Below are 24,271 nucleotides of genomic sequence, written 5' to 3'. Positions count from 1 at the left end.
GCCGGTCGTGCGGGTTTCCTGGACGCTCAGAGGCCTGCGAGCACCCGCGACCCGCGCCCGCCCTCGCGCGCGAGGCCGCGCCGTGACAGCGTGGGAGCATGCGCAGACGCATCGCGGGGCTCGACGTCCACACCTCCGTCGACGACGTCGCGGGGCTCGATGTGCTGTTGTGGCACCACGGGTCGCCGCAGACCGGCGCGATCCTGCCGCCGGTGCAGCGGGCGGCCGACGCGCACGGGCTCGCCGTCGTCTCCGTCGCCCGGCCCGCCTACGCCGGGTCGCCGCGTCAGCCGGGCCGCACCGTCGCCGACGTCGCCGCGGGGCTCGTTCCGGTGCTCGAGGCCCTCGGTGTGGCATCCGTCGTCTCGGTCGGCGCGTCGGGCGGAGGCCCGCACGCCCTCGCGTGCGCGGCGGCGATGCCGGAGCTCGTCGGCCAAGTCGTGACCTTCGCGAGCCCCGCGCCGTTCACCGACGACGAGGCGTGGTTCGCCGGCATGCAGGCGCCGGGCGGGCTGCGGTCGGCCGTCGAGGGCGAAGGCTCCCGCCGCCGTTTCGCCGAGACCGACGAGTTCGATTCCGAGCAGTTCGTGGATGCCGACTTCGCGGCCCTCGAGGGCGAATGGGCGTCTCTGGGAGTCGACGCCGGCGCGGCCGAGGCCGACGGGCCCGAGGGTCTCATCGACGACGACCTCGCCTTCACCCGACCCTGGGGTGTCGCGCTCGCGGAGGTCGCGGCATCCGTGCTGCTCGTCCAGGGCGAGCGCGACCGCGTCATCCCTCCCGCTCACGCCCGGATGCTTGAGGCTTCCCTCCCGCACGCGACGCTCGACCTCCATCCCGACGACGGCCATGTCTCGGTGCTCCGTCATTTGGAAGCCGCATTGGCTCGTTGAGTGTCCAGAACGCGCCGAGTGCAGAACGGCGTCAGGGGTTCAGGCGGCTCACCTGGTCGACGATCGTCAGGCGTGACGAGAGCGTGTCGGCCGCGGCGCCCATCGTCGCCGACGCCGCACCGAACACGAGCAGGGCGATGACGATGAACGTGGGCAGCTGACGCCTGCGGCGGGTCAGGGCGGTCATGGCGAGCGTGACGACCACGGTCAGGATCGCGATCGTCTGCCCGGCGACCGTGGCGAACGCCATACGCATGGCGCTCTCGTGCGTGAGGGGACCCCAGCTGTTGAAGATGATGTTCAGCGCCATCGGGATCAAGATCACCCCGACGATCAACACCAGGCCACGGCTGACACGCGACCGCGAAACCTGCGGCGCATCCAGCGGCTGAGCGACGGTCTCGGCATCCATCGCCTCACGCTATCGGCGCGCTGTGCGTCGCCGTCCGGCTTGCCCGATCGAGAACCGCGGAGGTCGATCTGCAGCCGGGGTCGGGCGATCACGCCTGGCCGCACACCGAGACTGCATCTCGCTGACATCCCGGTTGCAGCCTGCAACGGACTTGTCAGCGAGATGCAGTCTCGCGCGACTTGGAACGCGCGAACCGCAGCAGCGCCTCGCCCACCGCGGCGATCGCCGCCGCGCTCGCCAGCGACACCGCGATCGTGACGAGCGCGGCGGCGGGTCCCGTCGAATCGAGGGCCGCCCCGGCGATCACGCCGCCGATCGGCACGCCGAGCGACATCGCCGCGGTCGGATAGGCGAGGGTCTCGGTCACCCGGCCCTCGGGGGCGCGGGCGGATGCCACGAGGATGCCCGACACCATCACCGGCGACACCGCGAGCCCGAGCAGCAGGATCACCCCGAACAGCACCGGAGCAGAGCCCTGCGCGAACGGCAGGGCGAGGGCGACGGCGAAGGCCAGCGCCGCGAAGAGGATGTACCGCGCGGCGGGGGAGAGCTTCCACGTGCGGGCTCCGGTCACGACGGACCCGATCGCGATCGCCACGGCCAGGGCACTGAACGCCGGGCCCGCGAGCCACGGCCGTTCGCTCAGCTCGGCCCACCCGACGAGGCTGACGTCGAAGGCCCCGAAGACTCCGCCCAAGGCGATGCAGGCTACAGCGATCGGAATGACCCCGGCGGGAGGCAGCACGATGCCGCGCCGCGGGGCGTGCGGCGCCGGAGCTGGCTGCGTGCCGCGCTGCGCGGCGAGCCACACGCCTCCGATGAGCCCGAGCCCGAGCGAGCCGAGAACCGCCACCGCGGGGTCGACGGCGGCGGCAACAGCGGTGATCGCGGGCGGCCCCGAGATGAACACCATCTGATCGGCGATCGTCTCGAGGGCTAACGCGGGTGTGCGCTGCGCCGGCGGGGCGAGCACGGTCTACCGTGCCCGGACGGCCGAGGTGAGGTCGGGGGTCGCCGCCCCCGTGACGAATGCGGCCACGAGCCACGTCCAGAACGGCGCATCGGTGAGCACGAGGACGAGCAGGGCGGATGCCGCGAGCACGAGGCATCCGAGCGACACCATGATCACGCGGGCCTGGCCGTGGCGGTCCATGCGCGACGACCACAGGGGTGCCGCGATCGCCATGCCTCCGACGAGGGGAGCGACGACGAGCCCGGCCGAGGCGAAGCTGCCGGTCGCGGCCGACACCAGCAGGATGATGCCGAGCGACAGCGTCGCGCGGGGGAAGCGCGCGAGGATCCCTGCGGCGACGAAGCTGCGGGCGCCGGGCAGACGCAGCACTCGGCCGTAGGCGCGGACGCCCTGGCCGGTCTCGGCGGCGACGCTCACGCGCGCACCGCCGAGACCGCGGCATCCGGAATCGGATCCGACCCGGGCGCTGCACAACTCCTGCAGAACGGGCCTGCCGGGCCGAATACCTCAGGGAACCGCCGCATATGCAGGAGTCGTGCCCGCCTCGAGCGACTCACGCGGTGTAGTCGAATCGGCTGATCTCTTCGAGCGCTTCGACGACGAACGACACGCTGTCTTCGAACAGCTGCGCACCGTGGGCGGCGTTCGCGCCGGTCGGGTCGCCGAGCACCCCCGTAGGACCGAAGTCGTTCGAGAGCCACCCGAAGGTCACGGGCTTGCCGTTGAAGCCGATGTGGCGGAACTCGCCGATGTGCGCCGGCACCGTGGCCTCGAACTTCGACGGATCGACGAGTTCGGGACGCAGGTGCATGATCATGCTCGTCTCGCCGTGACCGGCGTGGATGCCCGTGCCGTGCTCGTCGGGTCCGCCGTCGGTGCCGTCGAACGAGGGCACGCGGGCCGCGGGCATGAAGAACGTGCGCAGGCCGAAGCGGCGACGCAGCTCGCGGTTGGCGACGTTGAGCAGGGCGACGTTGCCGCCGTGGCCGTTGAGGAACACCAGCGTGCGGGCGCGGGTGGTCAGCAGCGACCGGCCGATGTCGACGATCGTCTGCATCATCGTCTCGGGCGTCAGCCACAGGGTGCCCGGCGCCCAGGAGTGCTCGTCGGACTTCGTGATCGACAGCGTCGGCAGCTGCCACACGTCGAGGCCTTGCGCGGCGGCGCGCGCGACGGCGGCGGTGGCCGAGGCCTCGGCCACGATGGCATCCGTCGCCAGGGGCAGGTGCGGGCCGTGATGCTCGATCGCGCCGGTGGGCAGCACGATGATGGACTTATCGGTGAGGGCCTCGGCGGCCGCGGGGCCGCTCAGTTCGGCCAGCAGACGGGTCATGAGATGATCGCTCCCTTGCGCGCTCCGGTGTAGTCGGGGTTGAGCTTGCCGGGGTTCAGCAGGCCGTTCGGGTCGGTGAGGGCGGCGGTCTCGGCGGTCTGCTCGACGTTGAAGTCGACGTTCCACTGGTGCGGGTTGTGCACGCCGACACCGATCGCGTTGAGCTCGGCGATGCCGCGGTACACGTCTTCCTCGCTCACGTAGGGGGCCGCGAGCATGCCGATCGGGAAGGCCTTCGTCGACTCGATGTGGAGCTTGCCGCCCGCGAACACCGACTCGACGGCCTCGATGTCGTCGGCCAGCGGAGCGCCCGCGACCTCGAGGTGGAACACCTCGTGCGGCTGGCTCTTCTGGTACCACTCGATGGGGTGGTTGTAGCTGAGCATCGACAGGCGGATGCTGGCCTGCGGCCCTTCGCGCACGGCTTCGACGCGGCCTCCCGCACCCTCGATGATCGCGGTGACTTCGTCGATGAGCGAGGCGTCGATGATCGCACGCAGGCTCGAGCGCCCCTCGGGGATCGCCTCGTCGGCGGGAAGGGCCGCCGAGATTTCGACGCCGTCGCCCGAGACCAGGCGCGGGGTCGGGGTGAGGTTGCCGATCGTCTGCACGACCGAGAGGGTGCCGGCGAAGTCGGGGAAGCTCGCCCACAGCCCTCGCCACTCACGCAGGGGCTCGAGGCGGACGGTTGCGCGCACGATCACGCCCGCGGTGCCGTAGTTGTGCACGTACTTCTGGGCCTCGTCGCCCTCGACGTGGAGGATCTCGGCGCTGCCGTCGGCGTGCACGACGTCGAGGGCGGCGACGAAGCCGCGGTCGTTCGAGCCGTGCTCGATCGACCCGGTGCCGCCGGATCCGCCGGAGAGGAAGCCGCCGATCGTCGACTGCGCGGTCGAGGGGTACATCCACAGGGCCTGGCCGCTCGCCCACGCGGCCTGCTCGAGCATGACCATCGGGGTGCCGGCTTCGGCGGTGATGAAGCCGTCGCCGACCTCGACGATCGCCTTGGCGCGGGTGGTGTCGATCACGAGGCCGCCCTGCATGGGGATCGCCTGGCCGTAGTTGCCGGTGCCCTTGCCGCGCACCGTGATCGGCACCCCGTGTCGCGCGGCGGCGGCGACGGCGGTGGCGATCTGCCCGGCATCCGCGGCGAAGACGACGAGGTCGGCCAGGCCCAGCGGAAGCTTCGCGGCGATGATCGGCGACATCGGCGAGCCGTCGACGCTGGCGCGTTCGCGCACGCGCGGTTCGGTGCTCACGGCCGCGGGGCCGAGCAGGTCGAGCAGTTCGTCCTCGAGGGAGAGGACGCGGGTGGCGGTGTCGCTCATGGGGGTGTCTCCGGGTGGAACGATGGGGCGGATGCCGAGGGGTTTGGGAGGTGGCTGAGCCTGTCGAAGCCACCGGGTGTGTTGCGGGGTTGCGGTCGGGAGGTGGCTGAGCCTGTCGAAGCCACCGGGCGTGTTGCGGGGTTGCGGTCGGGAGGTGGCTGAGCCTGTCGAAGCCACCGGGCGTGATGCGGGGTCGTGGTCGGCAGGTGGCTGAGCCTGTCGAAGCCACCGATCTCCGCTGGGCGCGGTCCCTTCGACAAGCTCAGGGACCTGGGTTCGGCGTGATGCTGGGCGCGGTCCCTTCGACAAGCTCAGGGACCTGGGTTCTCAGGGACCTGGGTTCGGCGACCGGCGGCCCGGCCCGCACGAGGCGGACCGGGCCCGGCGGGTCAGAACGAGATCGAGGAGTCGATGAACTCGTTCGTGTACAGGTCGGCGGGGGTGTAGCCCGATGCCGGCGGGGTGCCGAGGTCGGTGTACACCTTGCTGGCCTTGGAGAAGAAGTCCGCGAAGCGGGCGTCGTCGAAGTTGCCGTAGGTGGAGTCGGGGCCGTCACCGACGAGGCCGAGGTCGACCTGCGTCTTGACCGAGTAGTCGGCCACGCCCTGGGTGTAGGTCCAGCCGGTCGCGTACTCGTCGACGAGCTTCAGGATGAGGTCGTTGGCGGCCTTCGGGTCCTTGTAGTAGTCGACGCCGGCCTTCTGCAGCACGGGCACGAGCTTGCTGAGGCAGGGCGACAGCTCGTCGAACTTGTCGGCCTTGACCGACATCGACGACTGGTACGTCTGCCATCCGGCGTCGTGGATCAGCGCGAAGTCGACGGGCTTGCCCCACGCCGACACCTCGTTCTGGTACACGTACGGCTCGGCCGAGGCGAAGCCCTGCTGCATGTCCTTGCCGCCGGCGGCGACGAAGTTCGACGGGGTGCCGTCGTACGAGCCGTCGAGGATCGCCGAGTCGGCCAGGCCCGCGCTCTTGAGGTACTCGATGTAGGCCGAGCCGTCGAAGTAGCGCCACACGCCGCCGTTCGCCGTCAGGGCGCCCTTGACGTCGTCGATCGTCTTGACGTTCGGGTAGGTCGCGGGGTCCCACATGACCATGGTCGGGCTGATGTCGAGCGGTGCGAACACGGCCTTGGTGGGCGTGGTGCCCGAGAGCTGGATCGCCTCGTCGGTGCTGACGTAGCCGAGGGTGATCTTGTCGTCCTGGTACATCTGGGCCGACACGGTCTGGAAGCCGATCGCGGGACCACCGGCGCGGATCTCGAGGTTGACGCCGGTGTATCCGCCGTCCGCCATGAGCGGGCCGGTGACGGCCTTGGTGTTGGCGTCGATCGTGTAGTTGTCCTTGATCATCTCGTAGAGGTGACCGTGCTCGGCTTCGGGGTTCCAGTCGGTCTGCACGACGATGGTCGAGGGGCAGTCGGCCGACAGGTCGACCGAGCCGATCGCCATGTCGGTGGCGGCGGGGGCGCTTTCCGCTGCGCTGCCGGCGCAGGAAGTCAGCGTGAGGGCGATCGCGACGGCGCCGGTGACGGCGGTGCCGCGAAGAAGGGTGGAGCGCTGCATGCTGGTTCGCTTTCTGTGACGGGTGGAGCTCTCGGGTGCGGGTGTTTTCGGGTACTCCGGATGCCGCCTCCCGCACTCTCGCGCGGGAGGGGCTGTGGCATCCGGGATCTGGGGGCCTAGAGGGTGCTGTCGTACCAGCGGCCGACGGCCACTTTCGACAGCCAGCCGAACAGGGCGAAGATGACGACGCCGAGGAGGCAGGCCGCGAGGATTGCGGCGAACAGCTCGGCGCTCTGCAGGCGCGACTGGTAGTTGGAGATGAGCGAGCCGATGCCCGGCTCGCCGCGGCGGAAGAAGTAGTCGCCGACGATCGCGCCGATGACCGACAGGCCCGCCGAGGTGCGCATGCCGACGAAGATCGAGGGCAGCGCCGCGGGGAGGGTGAGCTTGGTGAGTACCGTCCACTTGTTCGCCTTCTGCAGGCGGAACAACTCGCGCTGCGACTTGTCGACCGACTGCAGGCCGAACAGGGTGTTCGACACCATCGGGAACAGCGCGATGAGCACGCAGACGATGACGCGGGCGAGGAACTCGTAGCCGAACCAGAAGCCGACCAACGGCACCAGGGCGAGGATCGGGATGCACTGGAGCATCACGGCGTAGGCGTAGGTCGAGCGCTCGACCCAGCGGGCGAGCGACATGGCGATGGCCCAGCCGATGCCGATGACCATCGCGATCGCGAGGCCGGCGAGGGCGACGCCGGTGGTGCGGAACAGCGCCACCCAGATGTCGGCACCCACCTGCGGGTCGAAGAAGCCCAGGGTGAACATCTCGTGCGGCATGGGCATAAGGAAGCCCTTGCCCGAGGCGGCCAGTGCGATCGAGATGCCGTACCAGGCGCCCAGCAGCACGACCAGCACGCCCAACGGCGGCAGGATCATGGCGACGCGTGCACCGAAGCCGCGGCGGCGGGTCGCCGTGGTGCGGGGTGCGGGCGGCTGGACGGGCGGAACGGATGCCGTGGGCTCCGACGTCTCGGTGACGACGGGTTCTGCAGACGTGGTGCTCATGAGTGTCCTTCCCGGAGGGCGTGGGAGACCTCGCCGACGAGCTTGGCGAATTCCGCGGTGTAGCGGATCTCGGGGTCGCGGGGCATGTCGAAGGGGACTTCGAAGGTGTCGACGAGGTGGCCGGGGCGACCCGACATCACGACGACCTTGGTGGAGAGGTAGATGGCCTCGGAGACCGAGTGGGTGATGAAGAGTCCGCCGAACTTCTGCGCGACGAAGATCTTGAGCAGCTCGTCGTTCAGACGCTCGCGGGTGATTTCGTCGAGGGCGCCGAACGGCTCGTCGAAGAGGAACAGTTCGGGATCGAGCGTGAGCGAGCGCGCGAGCGAGGCGCGCATCTTCATGCCGCCCGACATCTGCTTGGGCAGGTGCTTCTCGAAACCCTTGAGGCCGACGAGGTCGATCGCCCACTTCGCCTTGGGGGTGCGCACCCGCTTGGGCTGCCAGTTGAGCTCGGCCAGCAGTTCGACGTTGGCCTGCACGTCGCGCCAGGGCAGGAGCGTGGCGTCCTGGAAGACGTAGCCGATGCGGTCGGTGGCGACGGAGGCGGTTCCTTCGCTCGCGGTCTCGAGACCCGAGGCGATGCGAAGCAGGGTCGACTTGCCGCAGCCCGAGGGGCCGACGACGCTGACGAATTCGCCGCGTTCGACGGTGAGGTCGACGCCGGAGAGGGCGGTGGTGCCGTTGGGGAACGTCATGGCGACGTTGCGGAAGTCCAGCAGAGGGGCGGTGGATGCCGCGACGTCTGCGGGAGCGGGGGAGGCCAAGGTCACGGGGGCGCTCGCTTTCCGTTCGGGTGGTCAGGAGGCCGTCGCGGGCGCGGCGGTCGGGGTGGGGACGGCGGTGACGGTGGTCACCGTGGTGCGGCTCACGAGTCGCCCCCGGTGGAGCACGACGCGGTCGGCGTCGGCGAAGGCCACGGCGTCGCCGAGGGAGGCGGCGCGCACGGCGACGAGGTCGGCGCGGGCGCCGGCCACGGGTCCCGCGAAGGGGAGGTTCATGACGTCACGGGCGCCCACGGTCACGGCGTCGAGGGCGTCGGCGGGGGCCAGGTGGCCGGCGGCGACGAGCAGCGAGGCGGTCTCGAGGTGGTCGCACCGGCCGACGGGGTTGAAGGGGTCGCGCACGTTGTCGGCTCCGGCGGCGACGCGAACGCCCGCGGCCTTGAGGCGGCCGATCGGGGCGATGCCGCGCGGCACGGCGTGGTCGGCCTCCCATCCCTGCAGGTACAGGTTGGTGATGGGCAGGGCGATCACGCCGATGTCGGCCGCGCGCACCTCGTCGGCCAGTGCGGCGAGGTCGGTGGCCGGCATCATGCTGAGGCGCACGCAGTGACCGGCGGTGCACGGGCGGTCCCACCCGGCGACCAGGCGGGCGTACGCGGTGAGGGTGTCGGCGCCGGCGAGGCTCTCGTCGGTGTGCAGGTCGAGACCCACGTCGCGACGACGGGCGAGCGCGATCAGCCGCTCGAGGTCGGCGATCGGGTCGTCGGCCAGGTGGGGTGCGCCTCCGACCAGGTCGACTCCCGCGTCGAGGGCCGCCTCGAACACGGCATCCGGGATGTTCGGACCCCCGAGGGCGACGAGCTCGATGTCCATGAGACCGTCGAGCTCTTCGCGCAGGCGCACCAGGGCGCGCACGCCGACCAGAGCGTCGTCGCCGCGCAGCAGATCGACGTGCGTGCGGACGGAGGTGATCCCGGATGCCAACATGCGCACCGCCGTGGAGCGTGCGCGCCGCAGCGTGTCGTCCTCGTCGAGGGTCGCCGCAAAGGCGTGCCAGCTCTCGATGGCACGCTCGAGGTCGCCGAAGGCGGGCTGGATGGCGTCCCACGACTGCGACTTGTCGAGGTGGGCGTGGGGCTCGGCGCCCGCGGCGGTGACGAGGTAGCCGTCGAGGTCGAGCACCTCGCCGTCGGTGTCGGGGAGGGGGCTGCCGGCGGGAACCACCGCGAGCACCTCGTCGCCGTCGAGCGCGATGTCGACGAGCGCGCCCGAGGTCAGGCGCACGCCGCGCAGTGCGGCGATCGAGACGGGTGGAGCGGCAGACACGAGGGCCTCCGGAGAAGTCGAGAAGACAAGCGCAAGACGGGAGCCACATCAGTGGGGCCGAGCCGCTTGTGGCGGCTGCGTCAGTGTTGGTGTGACCAACATCCGGCGATGATCCGATGCTAGGAACCGTGCGTTTCCGCTGTATTTCCCCCGCATGACCCTCTCGACAAAGTTGTCGGACAGGCGGGACCTCGACCGAGGTGGCTGAGCGTGTCGAAGCCTCCGGGCGCGGCTGTGGGTACCGGTCCCTTCGGCAAGCTCAGGGACCTCGGTATAGCGCGGGACCTCTCCCCAGGTGGCTGAGCCTGTCGAAGACCCCGCGACCTCGACCCAGGTGGCTGAGCCTGTCGAAGCCCCCGGGCGCGGCTGTGGGCGGCGGTCCCTTCGACAAGCTCAGGGACCTCGGTACAGCGCGGGACCTCGACCCAGGTGGCTGAGCTTGTCGAAGCCTCCGGGGTCAGCTGTGGGTACCGGCCCCTTCGACAAGCTCAGGGACCTCGGTACAGCGCGGGACCTCGACCCAGGTGGCTGAGCGTGTCGAAGCCTCCGGGCGCGGCTGCGGGTACCGGTCCCCTCGACAGGCTCAGGGACCTCGGTACAGCGCGGGACCTCTCCCCAGGTGGCTGAGCTTGTCGAAGCCTCCGGGCGCGGCTGCGGGTACCGGTCCCTTCGACAGGCTCAGGGACCTCGGTAAAGGCTACGGGACCTCGACCCAGGTGGCTGAGCCTGTCGAAGCCCCCGGGCGCGGCTGTGGGCGGCGGTCCCTTCGACAGGCTCAGGGACCTCGGTACGGGCTCAGGGACCTCGGAACGGGCTCAGGGACCTCGGTGCGGGCTCAGGGACCTATGGCCCTACAGTTCGAGCGTGATCCGCGGGCAGGCCGCGCGCGAGACGCACGGCATCATCGTGCGGTTGGCGTCCTGCTCCTCGGGTGACAGCACCGAGTCGCGGTGCTCGATGTCGCCGTCGATGACAGCGACCTCGCACGTTCCGCACGTGCCGACGCGGCAGCTGGAGGGCACGACGATGCCCTGCTCCTCCACCACGTCGAGGATCGAGCGCTCGGGCGGGACGGTCACTGTGAGGCCCGACATCATCAGGTCGACCTCGAACGGCTCCGCCCACACCGGCGGGCCGAGCACCTTGGCCTCGAAACGCTCGACGTGCAGGCTCCCGCGCGGCCAGCCGGCCATGGCGGCATCCAGTCCCTCGAGCAGCCGAGCGGGCCCGCACGCGTAGACGACCTCGCGCGCGACGGGGGTGGCGAACCGCGCACCGAGGTCGAGGCGGCGCCCCTCGTCGGCGGCGAAGACCTCGACGCGATCGCCGTAGCGCTGCTCGAGCTCGTCGACGAACGCCATCGTGCGCCGTGAGCGCCCGGTGTACAGCAGGGTCCACGTCGTTCCCGCGGCCTCCGCCGCCTCGAGCATGGGCAGGATCGGGGTGATGCCGATGCCCCCGGCGACGAAGACGTACGACCGCCCCGCGGTGGGGGCGAAGAGGAAGTGGTTGGCCGGTCCCCGCACGCGCAGGGTCTCTCCGACCTGTGCGTTCTCGTGCAGCCACACCGAGCCCTCGCGCTCGCGCAGCACGCCGATGCGCCACGTGCCGCGGGCGGTGGGCGACCCGCACAGCGAGTACTGGCGCTCGATGCCGCCCGGCAGCACGACGTCGATGTGCGCCCCGGGTGACCAGTGCGGCAGGGTGCCGGTCGCGCGCTCGAGGTCGAGCACGATCACGCCGTCGGCGGCGTCGCGCCTCTCGCGGACCACCGCGTCGAAGGTCACCCCTGCACTCACGAGAACTCCTGTTCGCTAGACGTCGGTCGCGTCGTCGGCGCCGTCGCCGTGCACGACCTCTTTGACGATGAGAAGGCGGTAGGTGCGCCCGCCGGGCGAGTGCCAGCGGTGCGGTGTGCCCGACCGGCAGTAGACGGAGTCGCCGACGTGCAGCGTGCGCTCGCCGAAGGGACCGAACGAGATCACGACCGAGCCCTCGAGCACGGTGAGGAACTCGTCTTCGTCGTGAACGTAGTGATCGCCGGGCTGATCGTTCGAGCCGGTGAACTCCAGCGGTTCGAAGCGCCGGGGTCCCTCGGCCAGCAGGCGGGCGGTGCCCTCGGCGTAGGGGCCGACGACGCCTTCACCCGCGGCGACGAACGAGGGCTGCGCGTCGTGGTCGGCGCGCGGGGGCTCCGAGGCGGCGATCAGTTCGACGCGGCTCGTGCCGAGGGCGCGGGCGAGCCTCTCGAGGCTGGCCATGCTGGGGCGGGCGAGGCCGCGCTCGAGCTGGCTGAGGAAGGGGTGCGACAGGGTGGCCGCTTCGGCGAGCTGGGTGAGGGTGAGGCCGCGCGCCTTGCGGAGTCCGCGCAGGTGGGCGCCGAGGCGCTCTTCGCTCGTGGGCGTCGTCTCGGCGGAAATCGCGGGGGCCATGGTCGTCATCGTCCCACCCTCTCGAACAGCCGGGCGACGATCTCGGCCTCGTCGGCGTCGACCAGTCGCGCCTCGTCGACGACGACCCGACCGCCCACGATCACCGTGCGCGGTCGGCGCCCGGGCGCAGCCCACAGCAGTCCGGCGATCGGATCGGCCACGCCCGCGTCGGCGACTCCCGACACGTCCCAGACGCACACGTCGCCCGCCGACCCGGGGGTGAGTCGGCCCAGTTCGGGTCGGCCGAGTCCGTCGGCCGAGCCCGCCGTCGCCATCGTCAGAACCTCGGATGCCGGCAGCTGCGGGCCCACCAGGGCCGAGACCTGCATCGCCAGGCGCGCATCGGCCAGCAGATGCCCGGCGTCGTTGCTGCCGCCGCCGCTCGTGCCGAGGCCCACCGGGATGCCGGCGTCGAGCAGGCGTCGGACAGGGGCGACGCCCCAGCCCATGGGCACATCGCAGCCGGGGGCGTGCGTCGCCGTGACTCCGGCGGCCGCGAGGCGCGAGATCTCGTCGGCGGTGACGTCGCACAGGTGAGCGAGCGTCACATCGGCATCCACCCACCCCCAGTCCTGCAGCAGGTCGATCGGCCGCCGGCCGTAGCGCTCGAGGGCGACCTCGACGTCGACGACCTCGTTGGCCTGGGTGCGGCGCCGCAGTCCGTGGCGTCGCGCGACCTCGCCGAGCAGGTCGAAGGTCTCGCGCGGGTCGCTGTGCACGCCGGCCGGGCCCACGGCGACCTGCAGCATGCCGTCGATGCTGACCCCGTCGGGGCGTTCGGCGACGAGGGCCTCGACGATCGCTTCGGCCGAGGCGGCGGCCTCTTGGGGGTCGTCGCGAGCGGCGCCGCGCACGAACACGAGCCGGGCCCCGAGGTCGGCTGCGGCGGCGGCCGCGGCGCGTGCCATGCCGACGTGGTCGGCGCCCTCCGGCCACGTCAGGTGGTGGTCGGCGACCGTGGTCACTCCGCTCAGCAGGGCCTCGGCGAGACCCGCGCTCGCCGCGAGTCCGGTCAGTTCGGGGTCGACGCCCGCGGCACCGTAGGCCGCGGCCATCGCGGGCAGCCACTCGCGCATCGGGAGGCCGCGCGTGCCCGGCAGCGTGCGGAACGCCGTCTGCAGCAGGTGGTGGTGGGCGTTGACGAGTCCGGCCGTCACCACGCAGCCCGTGGCGTCGATGATGCGCGCTCCGGTGGTGTCCGCGGACTCGACCACGATCCCGTCGTCGATGACGACGTCGCCGGTGCGCACGCGACCGGGTCCTTCGAGCACGGCGACCGCGCCCGTCACGACGACGACGCTCACGCGATCCTCACCGCGCACGAGGCGGCGACCGCCTCGGCATCCGTGTCGCTGACGGCGTGGAGGTGCGGCCCGCGTCCTTCGCGGAGCGGGCGGGCGCTCGCCTGGTTGCGGCTCGCGACGATCTCGGCGATCACCGACAGGGCGGTCTCTTCGGGCGTGCGTCCGCCGAGGTCGAGGCCGAGGGGGGAGTGCAGCCGGGCGAGCTCCGCGTCGGTCACCCCCGCCGCGCGCAGCAGCGCCGCGCGTCGCGCGACGGTCGCCCGCGCGCCCATCGCGCCGACGAAGCCCACCGGCATGCGCAGTGCGGTGGCGAGGGCGGGGACGTCGAGGCGTTCGTCGTGGGTGAGCACGCAGACGGCGGTGCGCTCATCGACGTCGTCGAGCGCGGCGAGGAACTCGTGGGGTGCGGCGACGACGAGCTCGCTCGCGTCGGGGAAGCGCTCGGCCGTCACCAGCAGCGCCCAGTCGTCGCAGACGGTCACGGCGAAGCCCGCCGCGGCACCCAGCCGGCAGAGCGCCGCGGCGTGCTCGCCCGCGCCCAGGACCAGCAGGCGGGGGAGCGCCGGCCGGTGCAGCACGAGGGGGTCTCCGTCGAGGGTGAGGTGCACGGTGGCTTCGCGTCCGGCGCGTGCGGCCTCGAGGGCGGGCAGGGCGGACGCCTCGACCGGGTAGGCGACGACGTCGACGGCCCCGCCGCATGCGAGCCCGGCCGCGATCGGGGTGACGGTGCCGTCGTCGGTGAAACCGAAGCGCGCGCGACGCACCGAGCCGGTGCGCAGAGCGTCGAGGCCGAGCATGACCGCGTCGTTCTCGACGCACCCGCCCGAGATCGATCCGATCACGCGCGCGTCGCGGGTGACGGCGAGCGTCGCCCCCACTCCGCGCGGTGCGCTGCGCACGACAGCGGTCACCGTGACCGCCGCGACGGGCACGTCGGCCGCCAGCAGCGGCACCAGATCGGCGGCCAGTTCGAGCATGTCGGCGACGGTAGTCGGGGCGTGTTTCGCGCACGCTACGCTGTCGTGACCATGGCCACCGACCCTCCCGTGCCGACGTCGGGGCTCGTGCTGGCGGCCGGTGCCGGGCGGCGCTTCGGCGGCCCCAAGGCCCTCGCGCGCACCTCCGCAGGCGCCCCGTGGCTGGCCCTCGCGGTGCGTGCCCTCGTCGAGGGTGGATGCCGCGAGGTCGTCGTCGCACTCGGCGCGGCGGCCGACGAGGCGGCCCCCCTCGTGCCCCCGAGCGCCCGGATCGTACGGGTCGACGACTGGGCCACGGGCATGGCGGCGTCTCTGCGCGCGGGGCTCGGAGCGCTGGCATCCGGAACCTCGACCGCCGTCGTCGTGCTGCCCGTCGACACTCCGGAGGTGTCGCCCGCGGCAGTGGCGCGTCTCGCCCGACGGGCCGCGCCCGACGCCCTCGCGCAGGCGACTTACGAGGGCGCGCCGGGGCATCCGGTGCTGCTCGGCCGAGCGCACTGGGCGCCGCTGGCGGCGTCGGTCCGCGGCGACATCGGGGCGCGGCCGTACCTCATCGCGCAAGACGCCGAGCTCGTGGAGTGCGGCGACCTGTGGTCCGGGCGCGACCACGACACGCGCTGACCGGCCTCGTCGAGGCCGCTGTCCGATGCCTGCGCCGGGCCGAAAATCACGCTCAGGTCACGGTGTGCGTAATTTTGACGTGGCTATAGACAAAACCCCACCGGGTGGATATTTTTTCGGAGCCGTCATAATTCGACGGGTCACACAGCCGGGACGACGACGTACCCGATCCGACGCCGGGGAGGGCGCGGGTACGACCATGAGGGTCCCTGCAGTTCAGAGAGGAACGCAGATCACATGCTGAAGAAAATCTTGACCGGAGCGGCCATCGCCGCTCTCGCGGTGGGTCTCGGAGCCTGCAGCTCCACCCGTCCGGCCGACGGCGGCGGCGCCGCTGCCTCCGGCGGAACCGGAGAGTGCAACGTCGGCATCGCGATGCCGACCCGCAGCCTGGAGCGCTGGATCAACGACGGCGAGCAGCTGCAGAAGAAGCTGACGGATGCCGGCTGCACGGTCGACCTGCAGTACGCCGACAACAAGACCGACCAGCAGATCAGCCAGATCCAGAACCAGATCTCGGGCGGCGCGAAGATCCTCGTGATCGCCGCGATCGACGGCTCGACCCTCGGCCCGGTGCTCGAAGAGGCCAAGTCGCAGAACGCCACCGTCATCGCCTACGACCGTCTCATCAACGGCAGCGAGAACGTCGACTACTACGCCACCTTCGACAACTACAAGGTCGGCACCCTGCAGGGCCAGTTCATCGAAGACCAGCTCGGCCTGAAGGACGGCAAGGGCCCCTTCAACCTCGAGCCCTTCGCCGGCAGCCCCGACGACAACAACGCGAAGTTCTTCTTCGCCGGTGCGTGGGACGTGCTCAAGCCCTACGTCGACAGCGGCAAGCTGGTCGTCCCCAGCGGTAAGTCGCCCGCGAACGACGACGCGTGGGCGTCGATCGGCATCCAGGGCTGGGCGTCCGACAAGGCCCAGGCCGAGATGGACAACCGTCTGTCGTCGTTCTACGGCGACGGCAAGAAGGTCAACGTGGTGCTCTCGCCCAACGACAGCCTGGCCATCGGCATCGAGGCCTCGCTGAAGTCGGCCGGCTACACCGCCGGTGCCGACTACCCGATCATCACGGGTCAGGACGCCGACAAGGCCAACGTCAAGGCGATCCTCGACGGCACGCAGTCGATGACCGTCTGGAAGGACACCCGCGCGCTGGGTGACCGCGTCTTCACGATGATCCAGGAGATCAAGGACGGCAAGACCGTCGAGGTCAACGACACCAAGACCTACGACAACGGCAAGAAGGTCGTGCCCTCGTACCTGCTGACGCCCGAGGTCGTCGTCAAGGACGACGTGCAGTCCAAGCTCATCGACTCGGGCTTCCTCAAGGCCTCCGACGTCGGGCTCTGATCCACTCTGCGGCGGGGCGGGTTCGCCCGCCCCGCCGCTCCCCGTGCCGCCTTCGGGCGGTGGAGCAGTAGAGCCGCCTGCGGGCGGTGGAGCCGAACAGCCGCCCGGAGGGGCGGGAGAGGGACACACCATGACCGAACCGATCCTGCGTATGTCGGGGATCTCGAAGTCGTTCAACGGCGTGCCGGCCCTGGCCGACGTGTCGATCGACGTGTACCGGGGTGAGGTGCACGCCGTCTGCGGCGAGAACGGCGCGGGCAAGTCGACGCTCATGAAGGTGCTGAGCGGCGTCTACCCGACCGGCAGCTTCGACGGGACGATCACCCTCGAGGGCGAGCAGATGGCCTTCCGCTCGATCAACGACAGCGAGGCCGCCGGCATCGTCATCATCCACCAGGAGCTGGCGCTGAGCCCGTACCTCTCGATCGCCGAGAACATCTTCCTCGGCAACGAGAAGTCGCGCCGCGGCGTCATCGACTGGAACGCCACCAATACCGCCGCCGCCGAACTGCTCAAGCGCGTGGGTTTGCGCGAGAACCCGGCGACGAAGATCTTCGAGCTCGGCGTCGGCAAGCAGCAGCTCGTCGAGATCGCCAAGGCGCTGGCCAAAGAGGTCAAGCTTCTCATCCTCGACGAGCCGACCGCCGCGCTCAACGACGACGACTCCGCGCACCTGCTCGACCTCATCGACCAGCTGCGCGCGCAGGGCATCACCTGCATCATCATCAGCCACAAGCTCAAAGAGGTGCTGCGAATCTCGGACCGCATCACCATCATCCGCGACGGTCGCACGATCGAGACGATGATGCGGGACGACCCCGAGACCGACGAGGGGCGCATCATCCGCGCCATGGTCGGTCGCGACCTGAACAGCCTCTTCCCGCCGCGCGAGCCCGACATCGGCGAAGAGCTGTTCCGCGTCGAGAACTGGACCGTTCACCACCCGGTCGACACCGAGCGCGTGGTCATCGACGACGCCTCGTTCATGGTGCGCGCGGGAGAGATCGTCGGCTTCGCCGGTCTCATGGGCGCCGGCCGCACCGAGCTCGCGATGAGCATCTTCGGGCGCATGTACGGCACCGGCATCTCGGGCGAGGTCTACAAGAACGGCAAGGCCATCGACGTGCGCACGGTCGACGCCGCGATCAAGCACGGCATCGCGTACGCCACCGAAGACCGCAAGAAGTACGGTCTGAACCTCATCGGCGACATCCAGGTCAACGTCTCGGCATCCGCCCTCGCCCGTCTCGCGCGCCTGGGCGTCGTCGACCGGTACCGCGAGTACAAGGTCGCCGATTCGTACCGCTACAAGATGAACATCAAGGCGCCCAGCGTCGCGGCGATCACGGGGCGGCTCTCGGGCGGCAACCAGCAGAAGGTCGTGCTGTCGAAGTGGATGTTCACCGGACCCGACGTGCTGATCCTCGACGAGCCGACCCGCGGCATCGACGTGGGTGCGAAGTACGAGATCTACGGAATCATCAACGAACTCGCGGCCCAGGGTAAGGCCGTCATCGTCATCTCGTCGGAGCTGCCCGAGGTCATCGGCCTCTCCGACCGTATCTACACCATCTCCGAGGGACGCATCACGGCCGAGGTCAGCCGCGACGACGCGACCCAGGAGACGCTCATGCGGCACATGACCGCCGGAAGGAACTGAGAGCAATGGCCACCGCATCCACCCAGACGGTCGAGGCGCCGACGCAACCGGGGCCGCGCCGTCGCGGCATCCTGTCGCGCATCAACTTCCGTCAGTTCGGCATCCTCGCCGCACTCGTCATCATCATCGCGCTGTTCCAGGTGCTTACCGGCGGTCGCCTGCTGCTGCCGGGCAACGTCAACAACCTCATCCAGCAGAACGCCTACGTGCTGATCCTCGCGATCGGCATGGTCATGGTCATCATCGCCGGGCACATCGACCTCTCGGTCGGCTCCGTCGTGGCCATGGTCGGCGCGATCGCGGCGATCGCGATGAACCAGTGGGGTCTGCCCTGGTACCTCGCGGTCGTCCTCTCGCTCGTCGTCGGCGCGATCGTCGGCGCGTGGCAGGGATTCTGGGTCGCGTTCGTCGGCATACCCGCCTTCATCGTCACCCTCGCCGGCATGCTGCTGTTCCGCGGTCTCACCCTGGTGCTGCTCACCGGCGGTACGATCAGCGGTCTCCCCGACAGCTTCACGGCGATCGGGGCCGGCTGGCTGCCGCCGTTCCTCGGCTACCTCGGCAACTGGGACGCCCTGACGCTCCTGCTGGGCGCGCTCGCCAGCGTGCTGCTCATCGTGCAGCAGCTGCGCACCCGTGCGACCCTGCGCCGACTCGAGCTGCCGCGCGAGGTGGCGTGGTCGTTCTGGCTGAAGAACGCCGCGGCCGTCGTCGTGATCATGGCCGCAGCCTTCACGCTCGCGACCTACAACGGCACCCCGATCGTGCTGATCATCCTCGCCGTGCTCGTGCTGGCGTACACGTTCGTGCTCAACCGCACGACCTTCGGTCGGCACATCTACGCGATGGGTGGAAACCTGTTCGCCGCCGTCATGAGCGGTGTGAAGACGAAGTGGGTCAACTTCTTCATTTTCGTGAACATGGGTGCCCTCGCCGGTCTCGCCGCGGTGGTCAGCACCGCCCGTGCCGGAAGCGCGGTCGCCGCGGCCGGACAGAACTACGAGCTGGATGCCATCGCGGCGGTCTTCATCGGAGGCGCGGCGGTGCAGGGCGGGATCGGCACCGTGGTCGGCGCGGTCGTCGGTGGCCTGGTGATGGGCGTGCTCAACATGGGTCTGTCGATCCTCAGCGTCGATGCCGCCTGGCAGATGGCCATCAAGGGAATCGTGCTGCTGCTGGCCGTCGCGTTCGACATCTTCAACAAGCGGCGCAACGGCGGTGCGTGATCGGATGGGGAGCGCGGCCCCGGGGCCCGCTCCCCATCCGCTCGACTGCTTTCCGCCTCGCCGCTTCGTGATGCGATGATGGGGGAGGTGCGACCCTCATGACCCCCGCCGTGTTCGAGCCCGCAACCCCGCTCGCGCCGCCGACTGGCCGTACGACGAATGATCTGATCCGTCAGCAGAACCTCGCGTCCGTCCTCTCGCTCCTTCACTCCCGGGGTGCTCTCTCGCGCGCTCAACTGGGTGCGACGACCGGTCTGAATCGCTCGACCGTCACCGGTCTGGTGATGGAGCTGACCGAGCTGGGCCTCGTGCGCGAGGCCCCCGGAGGCGAACGCACCGGCAAGGTCGGGCGCCCGACGCTCGACATCGAACCCGAAGACCACGTCGCCGCCCTCAGCGTCCGCGCCGAGCCGCACGCGGTGACCGTCGCCCTGGTCGGTCTCGGCGGCGTCGTGCACGCGCGCCTGCGCCACGACACCGCGAGCGCCCCCTCGCCCCGGCGCTTCGTGCAGATCGTCGCGTCGTCGGTCGAGGCGATGCGCGCCGACATCGACCGCCACTACCGCGTGGTCGGCGCGGGTCTCGCGGTGCCGGGTCTCGTCAACGCCAACGGCTCGGTGCTCGTCTCACCGACCCTCGGCTGGAGGCGGGATCCCGTCTCGGCCCGCTTGAGCGACGAGCTCGGCATGCCGGTGACCGCGGGCAACGACGCCAGCATCGGCGCCCTCGCCGAGTCGCGCTTCGGCGTCGGAGTGGGGGTCGGCAACCTGCTCTACCTCGGCGGCGCGATGCACAGCATCGGCGGCGGCCTGATCATCGACGGAACGCTGCTGCGCGGCACGTCGGGCTACGCCGGCGAGCTGGGGCACACCGTCGTCGACCCGCGAGGACGCGCGTGCGTGTGCGGTCGTCGGGGGTGCCTCGAGGCCGAGGTGAGCCTCGACCTGCTCGAACCCCTGCTGGGCCGTCGCAAGCTCGACGAAGACGAACTCGACGTCGAGCTCGGCGTCGCCCGCAATCCCCGGGTGATGACTGAGGTGACCCGTCAGGTCGAGATGCTCTCGCTCGCCCTGACCAACTTCGTCAACGCCTTCGCTCCCGAGACCGTCGTGCTCTCGGGCTATCTCGGCGCCCTGCTCTCGGTGAGCCGCGAGCGCCTGGCCGACGCGGTACGGGTACACCCTCTCGGCGCCGAGGGTCGCACGATCCGCCTCGAGCGCGCGCACCTGCGCTCGCGTCTCATGCTGGTGGGACCCGCCGAGCTCGCCTTCGCCGACCTGCTGTCGAACCCGGCCGGCTTCCGCGGCTGACCCGCGCTTCCAGAGGCCTGTCGAGCGTCCGAGAAACGCCGCGTGCGGTCGGGTGGAACGGCGCGTCCTGGACACTCAACCGGAGGCGGCGCGGCTCAGCCGCCGAGCACCACGTTCTCGGGCTCCTCGCCGCGCAGCAGGTGATCGATCTGGCGGCGCACCAAGCGCGCCATGCGGGGGTGCATGGCATCCGTCGCCCCTCCCACGTGCGGGGCGATGAGCACGCCGTCGAGGCTCCACAGCGGGTGGTCGGCGGGCAGCGGCTCGGGGTCGGTGACGTCGAGCGCCGCGCGGATGCGGCCACGGCGCACGTGGTCGACCAGGGCATCGGTGTCGACGAGCGGACCGCGGCCGACGTTGACGACCAGCGCCCCGTCGGGCAGCGCCGACAGGGCTTCGTCGTCGATGACGTGCCGGGTCGCGTCTCCGCCGGGGAGCGAGGCGATGAGCACGTCGGTCTCGGCGAGCACCTCGTACACCTTGCCGAGGGGGAAGACCTCGACCTCGTCCTGCAGGCGGCCGTGCGAGGCGACGGCGCGGAGAGACACCTCGAACGGCTTCAGCCGCGCCGCGATCGCACGCCCCACGCCGCCGAAGCCCAGCAGGGTCACGCGCTGGTCGGCGAGGCCGGTCGCCCCGCCGCCGAGCCAGTCGCTGCGATCCTGCGCGCGCACGAACTCGGGGATCCGCCGCTGCGCGGCGAGCGTCAGCGCGACGGCGAGCTCGGCGGTCGCGGTCTCGTGCACGCTCGAGGCGTTGGCGAACCGGATGCCCTCGGGCAGGCGCCCCTCGACGTTGTCGTACCCGATCGACTGGCCCTGCACGAGGCCGACCTCGATCTCGGACAGGCGCTCGATCACGGCGTCCATGCCCATGTAGGGCGGCACCACGATGTCGAAGCGGTCGTGCGGGGCGGGCCCGGTCATGTCCCACACGACGACCTCGACGCCGTCGGGGAGCGCGCCCAGGTCGTGGCGGAGGCGGTCGGTGGGCACGGAGACGAGGAGGGCAGTCGAGGGGGTCACGACAGCGACGCTACCTCCGAAGTCGCGGCGGGCTGCGGTGCTTGCGCCTGGCGGCCGATGTGCACTCCCACCGGCACGTCGTAGGCGAGGTACTCGGCGAGCAGGGCATCGGCTCGGTGCTCGAACAGGCGCCGCGAGAGCGCGGCGGCGAGCTTCGTCGCCCCACCCACGAGTCCCGGGATCTGGTGGCTCAACATGCCCTGGCTGATGCGCGCGCCGTGGTTGAACATGTGGATCCGCGACAGCGCCGACCGCTCGGGTGACGTGCGGCTGACGAGGCCGAAGTCGTCGTCGAGGTAGGGGAACGCCGCCAGGCCGGGGTTCTGCGCCGCGGCCTCGGGCGTGAGGCGGTCGCTCCACAACGCGGCATCCGGGGCCACTTCCACCAGCTCGGGGCGCTGGGCGAGGTCGGCGGCGATCCCGGTGGCGGCGAACACGACGTCGTAGTTCCGGATGCCGTGCGGCGTGGTCACCGCGATGTCGCTGCCGGTCCACTCGACGTGCTGCCACGGCGACGAGGTGACGAAGCGGAAGGAGTCGAACGCATGGGCACGCCAGAGGGCGTTCTGCGTGGCGGGCTGGTCGACGGCCGAGAGGTGCACGTTGAACGCCCACTTCTGCGCGTCGGTGAACGAGCCGTAGTTCTCGATGAGGCCGGCGAACTCCATCCACCGGTAGGGGCTCACCTGGGGCATCGCGGGGCGGCGCATGTGCACCTCGACGCTGGCCGCGCCGTGCTCGAGCGCGGTCGCGGCGTTGTCGAACGCGCCCGTCCCCGCCCCCAGGACGCCGATGCGCAGGCCCGCGAGGGCGTCGAAGTCGATGTCATCGTGCGTGTGGAAAACGCGGTCGGCGGGGAGCGATCGCAGCAGCGGCGGAAGGTGGCGGCCGCCGGCGCCCTCGATGCCCGTGGCGAGCACCACGTGTCGAGCGGTGAGGGTCCAGTCGCCGTCGGGCCCGGTGAGATCGAGCTGCAACGGGTCGTCGGCGCCGGCCGTGCGCAGCGCGGTGACCCGCGTCGAGCCCACCGTCAGAACCGACGACACCTCGCGGTACCACTGCAGAAATCCGTGCCACGCGGTGGTGGGGAAGTACTCGAGGGCCTCCCACGCCTCGACCCCGTACACGGCCTCGAACCACGCCCGCGGGCTCACGGCCGGGGTGCCCCACGTGGGCCACGCGATGTCCTTCGGCGTGCGCAGGGTGTGCATACGGGCATAGGTGGTCCAGGGGCCTGTCGCGTCTGCGGGGGCGGCGTCGATCACCACGACGTCGTCGATCCCGCGGCGGCGCAGGCCGCGCGCGAGCACGAGACCCGCTTGGCCCGCGCCCACGATCACCACGGGGTGCACCCCGTCGCGCTCGCCGACCCACGAACGTCCGTCTCCGGCGCTGAGGGCGCTCTGGTGCGCGGCCTCGCGTTCGAGGGCGGCGAGGCGCGCCGCGGCGTCGGGCAGGGGGCTCAGCACGCTCACTCCCCGACGATCACGACGCGCACACCGTAGGCGTCGTCGAGGCGGTGGTTGTGGTGGTCGCTGACGTTGGTGTCGTCGAGCTCGAGGTTGACGAAGTCCATGCTCGGCTCGGCGAAGAAGGGGCCCGCGTGCCAGGTGCCCTTGCGCATCGTGATGGCGGTGCGCGGCGGGATGCGGAACGCGCGCAGGTCGTCGAGCGTCGGCTCCTCGATGCCGGGGGCCGCGACGGCGATGGTCCACTCGACGTCGCCGACGGCCATGAGCGTCTGCGTGGTCTCGAGGTGGCGCGTCACGCGCACGAACTCGGGCGCTTTGTCGTCGAGGTGCATGAGGTAGAAGCGGGGAATCCCGTTCGAGACGTCGAGCACGGCCTCTTCGGCGGTGAACGGGGTGCCGTCCTCCATGGGGGTCAGCAGCACGCCGTACGGCTCGAAGGCCGAGGCGGTGAGCGGCTCCGCCGACAGGTGGTGGGTGGTGAGGGTGTCGGTCATGGGGTCCTCGCTTCGCATCGGGTGGATGCTGCGAGACTACGCTTGTCCGACAAGTTGCGGGACCGCTTGTCGGACAAGTTCACCGAGCGGTTACACCCGTGAAACGCTCAGCCCCGGTGCACGCGGCGGATCAGGGCGTTGCGCAACCCCGCGGGGGCGGGCAGCTGCACCTCGCGCGACCAGTACCCCACGCGGTCGTCCGCGCCGTAGCCGCAATAGGTCATCTCGATGACCGGCAGGCCCGGCCGGGTCTGCAGGGCCTCGGCGCGCTCGGCGTCGAGGGCCACGGCATCCACCCACATCGTCTCCCACGCCACCTGCACGCTGTTGCCGGCCTCGGCCAGGTCGAACACCGGCAGGTGCGGGTCGAGGTCCGCCTCTCGGGTGACCGGGATGAGGTCTTCGGCGAGGGCGTAGGGCCGATCGTCGACGCTCCACATCTTCACCGTGCGCAGCACCTCGGTCCCGTCGGGCAGGTCGTCGAAGCGGGAGGGGGCGGATGCCAGCGTGCGGCGCTCCGCCGACACCACCTGCAACCGCGGCTCGTACCCCGCCGCGCGGATCGACAGGGAGTGGTCGAACTGCTCGTCGATGCGGCGTCCCACCTCGGGCAGGCGCCGGTTGGCGGTGGTGCGGGTGCCCTGCGTGCGGTGGACGTAGCCGCGCTCCTCGAGGCGGATCAGCGCCTCGCGCACCGAGGCGCGGCTCGCGCCGGTCAGCTCCGCCAGGCGCGGCTCCGACGGCAGCGTGTGGTCATCGGTGTTCCAGAGCGCCAGGATGCGGTCGATGACGGGATCTTGATCGGGTGCGCGCACACGCCCAT

23 protein-coding genes are annotated in these 24,271 nt (G+C 70.9%); 6 read left to right on the top strand and 17 right to left on the bottom strand.

What is annotated here, in order from left to right:
- Positions 1–98 precede the first annotated feature (98 nt).
- The gene (locus FS769_RS05480) at positions 99–893 is read left to right on the top strand and encodes an alpha/beta fold hydrolase (RefSeq protein WP_144830414.1); all 795 of its coding nucleotides are present in this window, start codon (positions 99–101) and stop codon (positions 891–893) included.
- A 31-nt stretch (positions 894–924) separates the two neighbouring features.
- On the opposite strand, the gene FS769_RS05475 is transcribed toward FS769_RS05480, so the two are convergent.
- The 13 genes from FS769_RS05475 to FS769_RS05415 all read right to left on the bottom strand — a co-directional run bounded on the left by FS769_RS05475 (position 925) and on the right by FS769_RS05415 (position 14,281).
- Positions 925–1,305, bottom strand: coding sequence for a hypothetical protein (locus FS769_RS05475; protein ID WP_144830411.1), 381 nt, complete (start codon positions 1,303–1,305; stop codon positions 925–927).
- A gap of 154 nt (positions 1,306–1,459) precedes the next feature.
- The gene (locus FS769_RS05470; RefSeq protein ID WP_144830408.1) at positions 1,460–2,278 is read right to left on the bottom strand and encodes a hypothetical protein; all 819 of its coding nucleotides are present in this window, start codon (positions 2,276–2,278) and stop codon (positions 1,460–1,462) included.
- 3 nt (positions 2,279–2,281) lie between these two features.
- The gene (locus FS769_RS05465) at positions 2,282–2,695 is read right to left on the bottom strand and encodes a hypothetical protein (RefSeq protein ID WP_144830405.1); all 414 of its coding nucleotides are present in this window, start codon (positions 2,693–2,695) and stop codon (positions 2,282–2,284) included.
- A 136-nt stretch (positions 2,696–2,831) separates the two neighbouring features.
- Positions 2,832–3,611 (bottom strand): creatininase family protein, encoded by a 780-nt coding sequence (locus tag FS769_RS05460; RefSeq protein WP_144830402.1) that lies wholly within the window; start codon positions 3,609–3,611, stop codon positions 2,832–2,834.
- A complete protein-coding gene (locus tag FS769_RS05455; RefSeq protein WP_144830399.1) occupies positions 3,608–4,939 on the bottom strand; it encodes an FAD-binding oxidoreductase in 1,332 nt (443 codons plus the stop codon). Before FS769_RS05455 ends, FS769_RS05460 begins: the two co-directional genes overlap by 4 nt.
- Before the next feature lie 389 nt (positions 4,940–5,328).
- Positions 5,329–6,507 carry an ABC transporter substrate-binding protein gene (locus FS769_RS05450; protein WP_144830396.1) on the bottom strand — a complete coding sequence of 393 codons (1,179 nt, stop codon included), beginning with the start codon at positions 6,505–6,507 and terminating at the stop codon, positions 5,329–5,331.
- Between the two features lie 116 nt (positions 6,508–6,623).
- Complete coding sequence (locus FS769_RS05445) at positions 6,624–7,517, bottom strand: ABC transporter permease (RefSeq protein WP_144830394.1); 894 nt, start codon at positions 7,515–7,517, stop codon at positions 6,624–6,626.
- Positions 7,514–8,290, bottom strand: coding sequence for an ABC transporter ATP-binding protein (locus FS769_RS05440; protein ID WP_222123899.1), 777 nt, complete (start codon positions 8,288–8,290; stop codon positions 7,514–7,516). The genes FS769_RS05445 and FS769_RS05440 overlap by 4 nt, the downstream gene beginning before the upstream one ends.
- 27 nt (positions 8,291–8,317) lie before the next feature.
- On the bottom strand, positions 8,318–9,568 hold the full coding sequence (locus tag FS769_RS05435) for an amidohydrolase family protein (protein WP_144830391.1): 1,251 nt from the start codon (positions 9,566–9,568) through the stop codon (positions 8,318–8,320).
- A gap of 851 nt (positions 9,569–10,419) precedes the next feature.
- Positions 10,420–11,367 (bottom strand): PDR/VanB family oxidoreductase, encoded by a 948-nt coding sequence (locus tag FS769_RS05430; protein WP_144830388.1) that lies wholly within the window; start codon positions 11,365–11,367, stop codon positions 10,420–10,422.
- Positions 11,368–11,382: 15 nt separating this feature from the next.
- Entirely contained in the window at positions 11,383–12,009 is a 627-nt protein-coding gene (locus FS769_RS05425) for a helix-turn-helix domain-containing protein (protein ID WP_144830385.1), read from the bottom strand.
- On the bottom strand, positions 12,006–13,304 hold the full coding sequence (locus FS769_RS05420; RefSeq protein ID WP_186325433.1) for an amidohydrolase family protein: 1,299 nt from the start codon (positions 13,302–13,304) through the stop codon (positions 12,006–12,008). Before FS769_RS05420 ends, FS769_RS05425 begins: the two co-directional genes overlap by 4 nt.
- On the bottom strand, positions 13,301–14,281 hold the full coding sequence (locus FS769_RS05415) for an XdhC family protein (RefSeq protein WP_144830383.1): 981 nt from the start codon (positions 14,279–14,281) through the stop codon (positions 13,301–13,303). Before FS769_RS05415 ends, FS769_RS05420 begins: the two co-directional genes overlap by 4 nt.
- 51 nt (positions 14,282–14,332) lie before the next feature.
- Here FS769_RS05415 and FS769_RS05410 point away from each other — a divergent pair, with 51 nt between their 5' ends.
- From FS769_RS05410 to FS769_RS05390, 5 genes are all read left to right on the top strand, one after another.
- Positions 14,333–14,902 carry an NTP transferase domain-containing protein gene (locus FS769_RS05410; RefSeq protein ID WP_186325432.1) on the top strand — a complete coding sequence of 190 codons (570 nt, stop codon included), beginning with the start codon at positions 14,333–14,335 and terminating at the stop codon, positions 14,900–14,902.
- Positions 14,903–15,139: 237 nt separating this feature from the next.
- Positions 15,140–16,261, top strand: coding sequence for a multiple monosaccharide ABC transporter substrate-binding protein (gene chvE / locus FS769_RS05405; RefSeq protein WP_144830380.1), 1,122 nt, complete (start codon positions 15,140–15,142; stop codon positions 16,259–16,261).
- 130 nt (positions 16,262–16,391) lie between these two features.
- Positions 16,392–17,921 carry a multiple monosaccharide ABC transporter ATP-binding protein gene (gene mmsA, locus FS769_RS05400; RefSeq protein ID WP_144830377.1) on the top strand — a complete coding sequence of 510 codons (1,530 nt, stop codon included), beginning with the start codon at positions 16,392–16,394 and terminating at the stop codon, positions 17,919–17,921.
- A gap of 5 nt (positions 17,922–17,926) precedes the next feature.
- On the top strand, positions 17,927–19,147 hold the full coding sequence (gene mmsB / locus FS769_RS05395; RefSeq protein ID WP_144830375.1) for a multiple monosaccharide ABC transporter permease: 1,221 nt from the start codon (positions 17,927–17,929) through the stop codon (positions 19,145–19,147).
- Between the two features lie 98 nt (positions 19,148–19,245).
- Positions 19,246–20,457, top strand: coding sequence for an ROK family transcriptional regulator (locus FS769_RS05390; protein WP_144830372.1), 1,212 nt, complete (start codon positions 19,246–19,248; stop codon positions 20,455–20,457).
- A 95-nt stretch (positions 20,458–20,552) separates the two neighbouring features.
- Here FS769_RS05390 and FS769_RS05385 read toward each other — a convergent pair whose 3' ends face one another.
- The 4 genes from FS769_RS05385 to FS769_RS16965 all read right to left on the bottom strand — a co-directional run bounded on the left by FS769_RS05385 (position 20,553) and on the right by FS769_RS16965 (position 24,263).
- On the bottom strand, positions 20,553–21,482 hold the full coding sequence (locus FS769_RS05385) for a 2-hydroxyacid dehydrogenase (RefSeq protein ID WP_144830369.1): 930 nt from the start codon (positions 21,480–21,482) through the stop codon (positions 20,553–20,555).
- Entirely contained in the window at positions 21,479–22,957 is a 1,479-nt protein-coding gene (locus tag FS769_RS05380; RefSeq protein WP_144830366.1) for an FAD-dependent oxidoreductase, read from the bottom strand. Before FS769_RS05380 ends, FS769_RS05385 begins: the two co-directional genes overlap by 4 nt.
- Positions 22,954–23,448, bottom strand: a complete 495-nt coding sequence (locus FS769_RS05375) for an ureidoglycolate lyase (RefSeq protein ID WP_144830363.1) — start codon at positions 23,446–23,448, stop codon at positions 22,954–22,956. The genes FS769_RS05380 and FS769_RS05375 overlap by 4 nt, the downstream gene beginning before the upstream one ends.
- 107 nt (positions 23,449–23,555) lie before the next feature.
- The gene (locus FS769_RS16965; protein WP_222123898.1) at positions 23,556–24,263 is read right to left on the bottom strand and encodes a GntR family transcriptional regulator; all 708 of its coding nucleotides are present in this window, start codon (positions 24,261–24,263) and stop codon (positions 23,556–23,558) included.
- Between the last annotated feature and the right edge of the window lie 8 nt (positions 24,264–24,271).

It is taken from the genome of Microbacterium sp. BH-3-3-3 (assembly GCF_007679045.1).
Classification (GTDB): domain Bacteria; phylum Actinomycetota; class Actinomycetes; order Actinomycetales; family Microbacteriaceae; genus Microbacterium; species Microbacterium algihabitans.
The sequence above is the reverse complement of the archived record's forward strand: the minus strand, read 5'-3'. Positions and strand labels throughout refer to the sequence as shown.

Coding starts and splice junctions, on each gene's coding strand:
- FS769_RS05415 (WP_144830383.1), bottom strand. CDS start 14,281: ATGCTCGAACTGGCCGCCGATCTGGTGCCGCTGCTGGCGGCCGACGTG.
- FS769_RS05375 (WP_144830363.1), bottom strand. CDS start 23,448: ATGACCGACACCCTCACCACCCACCACCTGTCGGCGGAGCCGCTCACC.
- FS769_RS05410 (WP_186325432.1), top strand. CDS start 14,333: ATGGCCACCGACCCTCCCGTGCCGACGTCGGGGCTCGTGCTGGCGGCC.
- FS769_RS05475 (WP_144830411.1), bottom strand. CDS start 1,305: ATGGATGCCGAGACCGTCGCTCAGCCGCTGGATGCGCCGCAGGTTTCG.
- FS769_RS05445 (WP_144830394.1), bottom strand. CDS start 7,517: ATGAGCACCACGTCTGCAGAACCCGTCGTCACCGAGACGTCGGAGCCC.
- FS769_RS05390 (WP_144830372.1), top strand. CDS start 19,246: ATGACCCCCGCCGTGTTCGAGCCCGCAACCCCGCTCGCGCCGCCGACT.
- FS769_RS05460 (WP_144830402.1), bottom strand. CDS start 3,611: ATGACCCGTCTGCTGGCCGAACTGAGCGGCCCCGCGGCCGCCGAGGCC.
- FS769_RS05480 (WP_144830414.1), top strand. CDS start 99: ATGCGCAGACGCATCGCGGGGCTCGACGTCCACACCTCCGTCGACGAC.
- mmsA (WP_144830377.1), top strand. CDS start 16,392: ATGACCGAACCGATCCTGCGTATGTCGGGGATCTCGAAGTCGTTCAAC.
- mmsB (WP_144830375.1), top strand. CDS start 17,927: ATGGCCACCGCATCCACCCAGACGGTCGAGGCGCCGACGCAACCGGGG.
- FS769_RS05425 (WP_144830385.1), bottom strand. CDS start 12,009: ATGACGACCATGGCCCCCGCGATTTCCGCCGAGACGACGCCCACGAGC.
- FS769_RS05450 (WP_144830396.1), bottom strand. CDS start 6,507: ATGCAGCGCTCCACCCTTCTTCGCGGCACCGCCGTCACCGGCGCCGTC.
- chvE (WP_144830380.1), top strand. CDS start 15,140: ATGCTGAAGAAAATCTTGACCGGAGCGGCCATCGCCGCTCTCGCGGTG.
- FS769_RS05455 (WP_144830399.1), bottom strand. CDS start 4,939: ATGAGCGACACCGCCACCCGCGTCCTCTCCCTCGAGGACGAACTGCTC.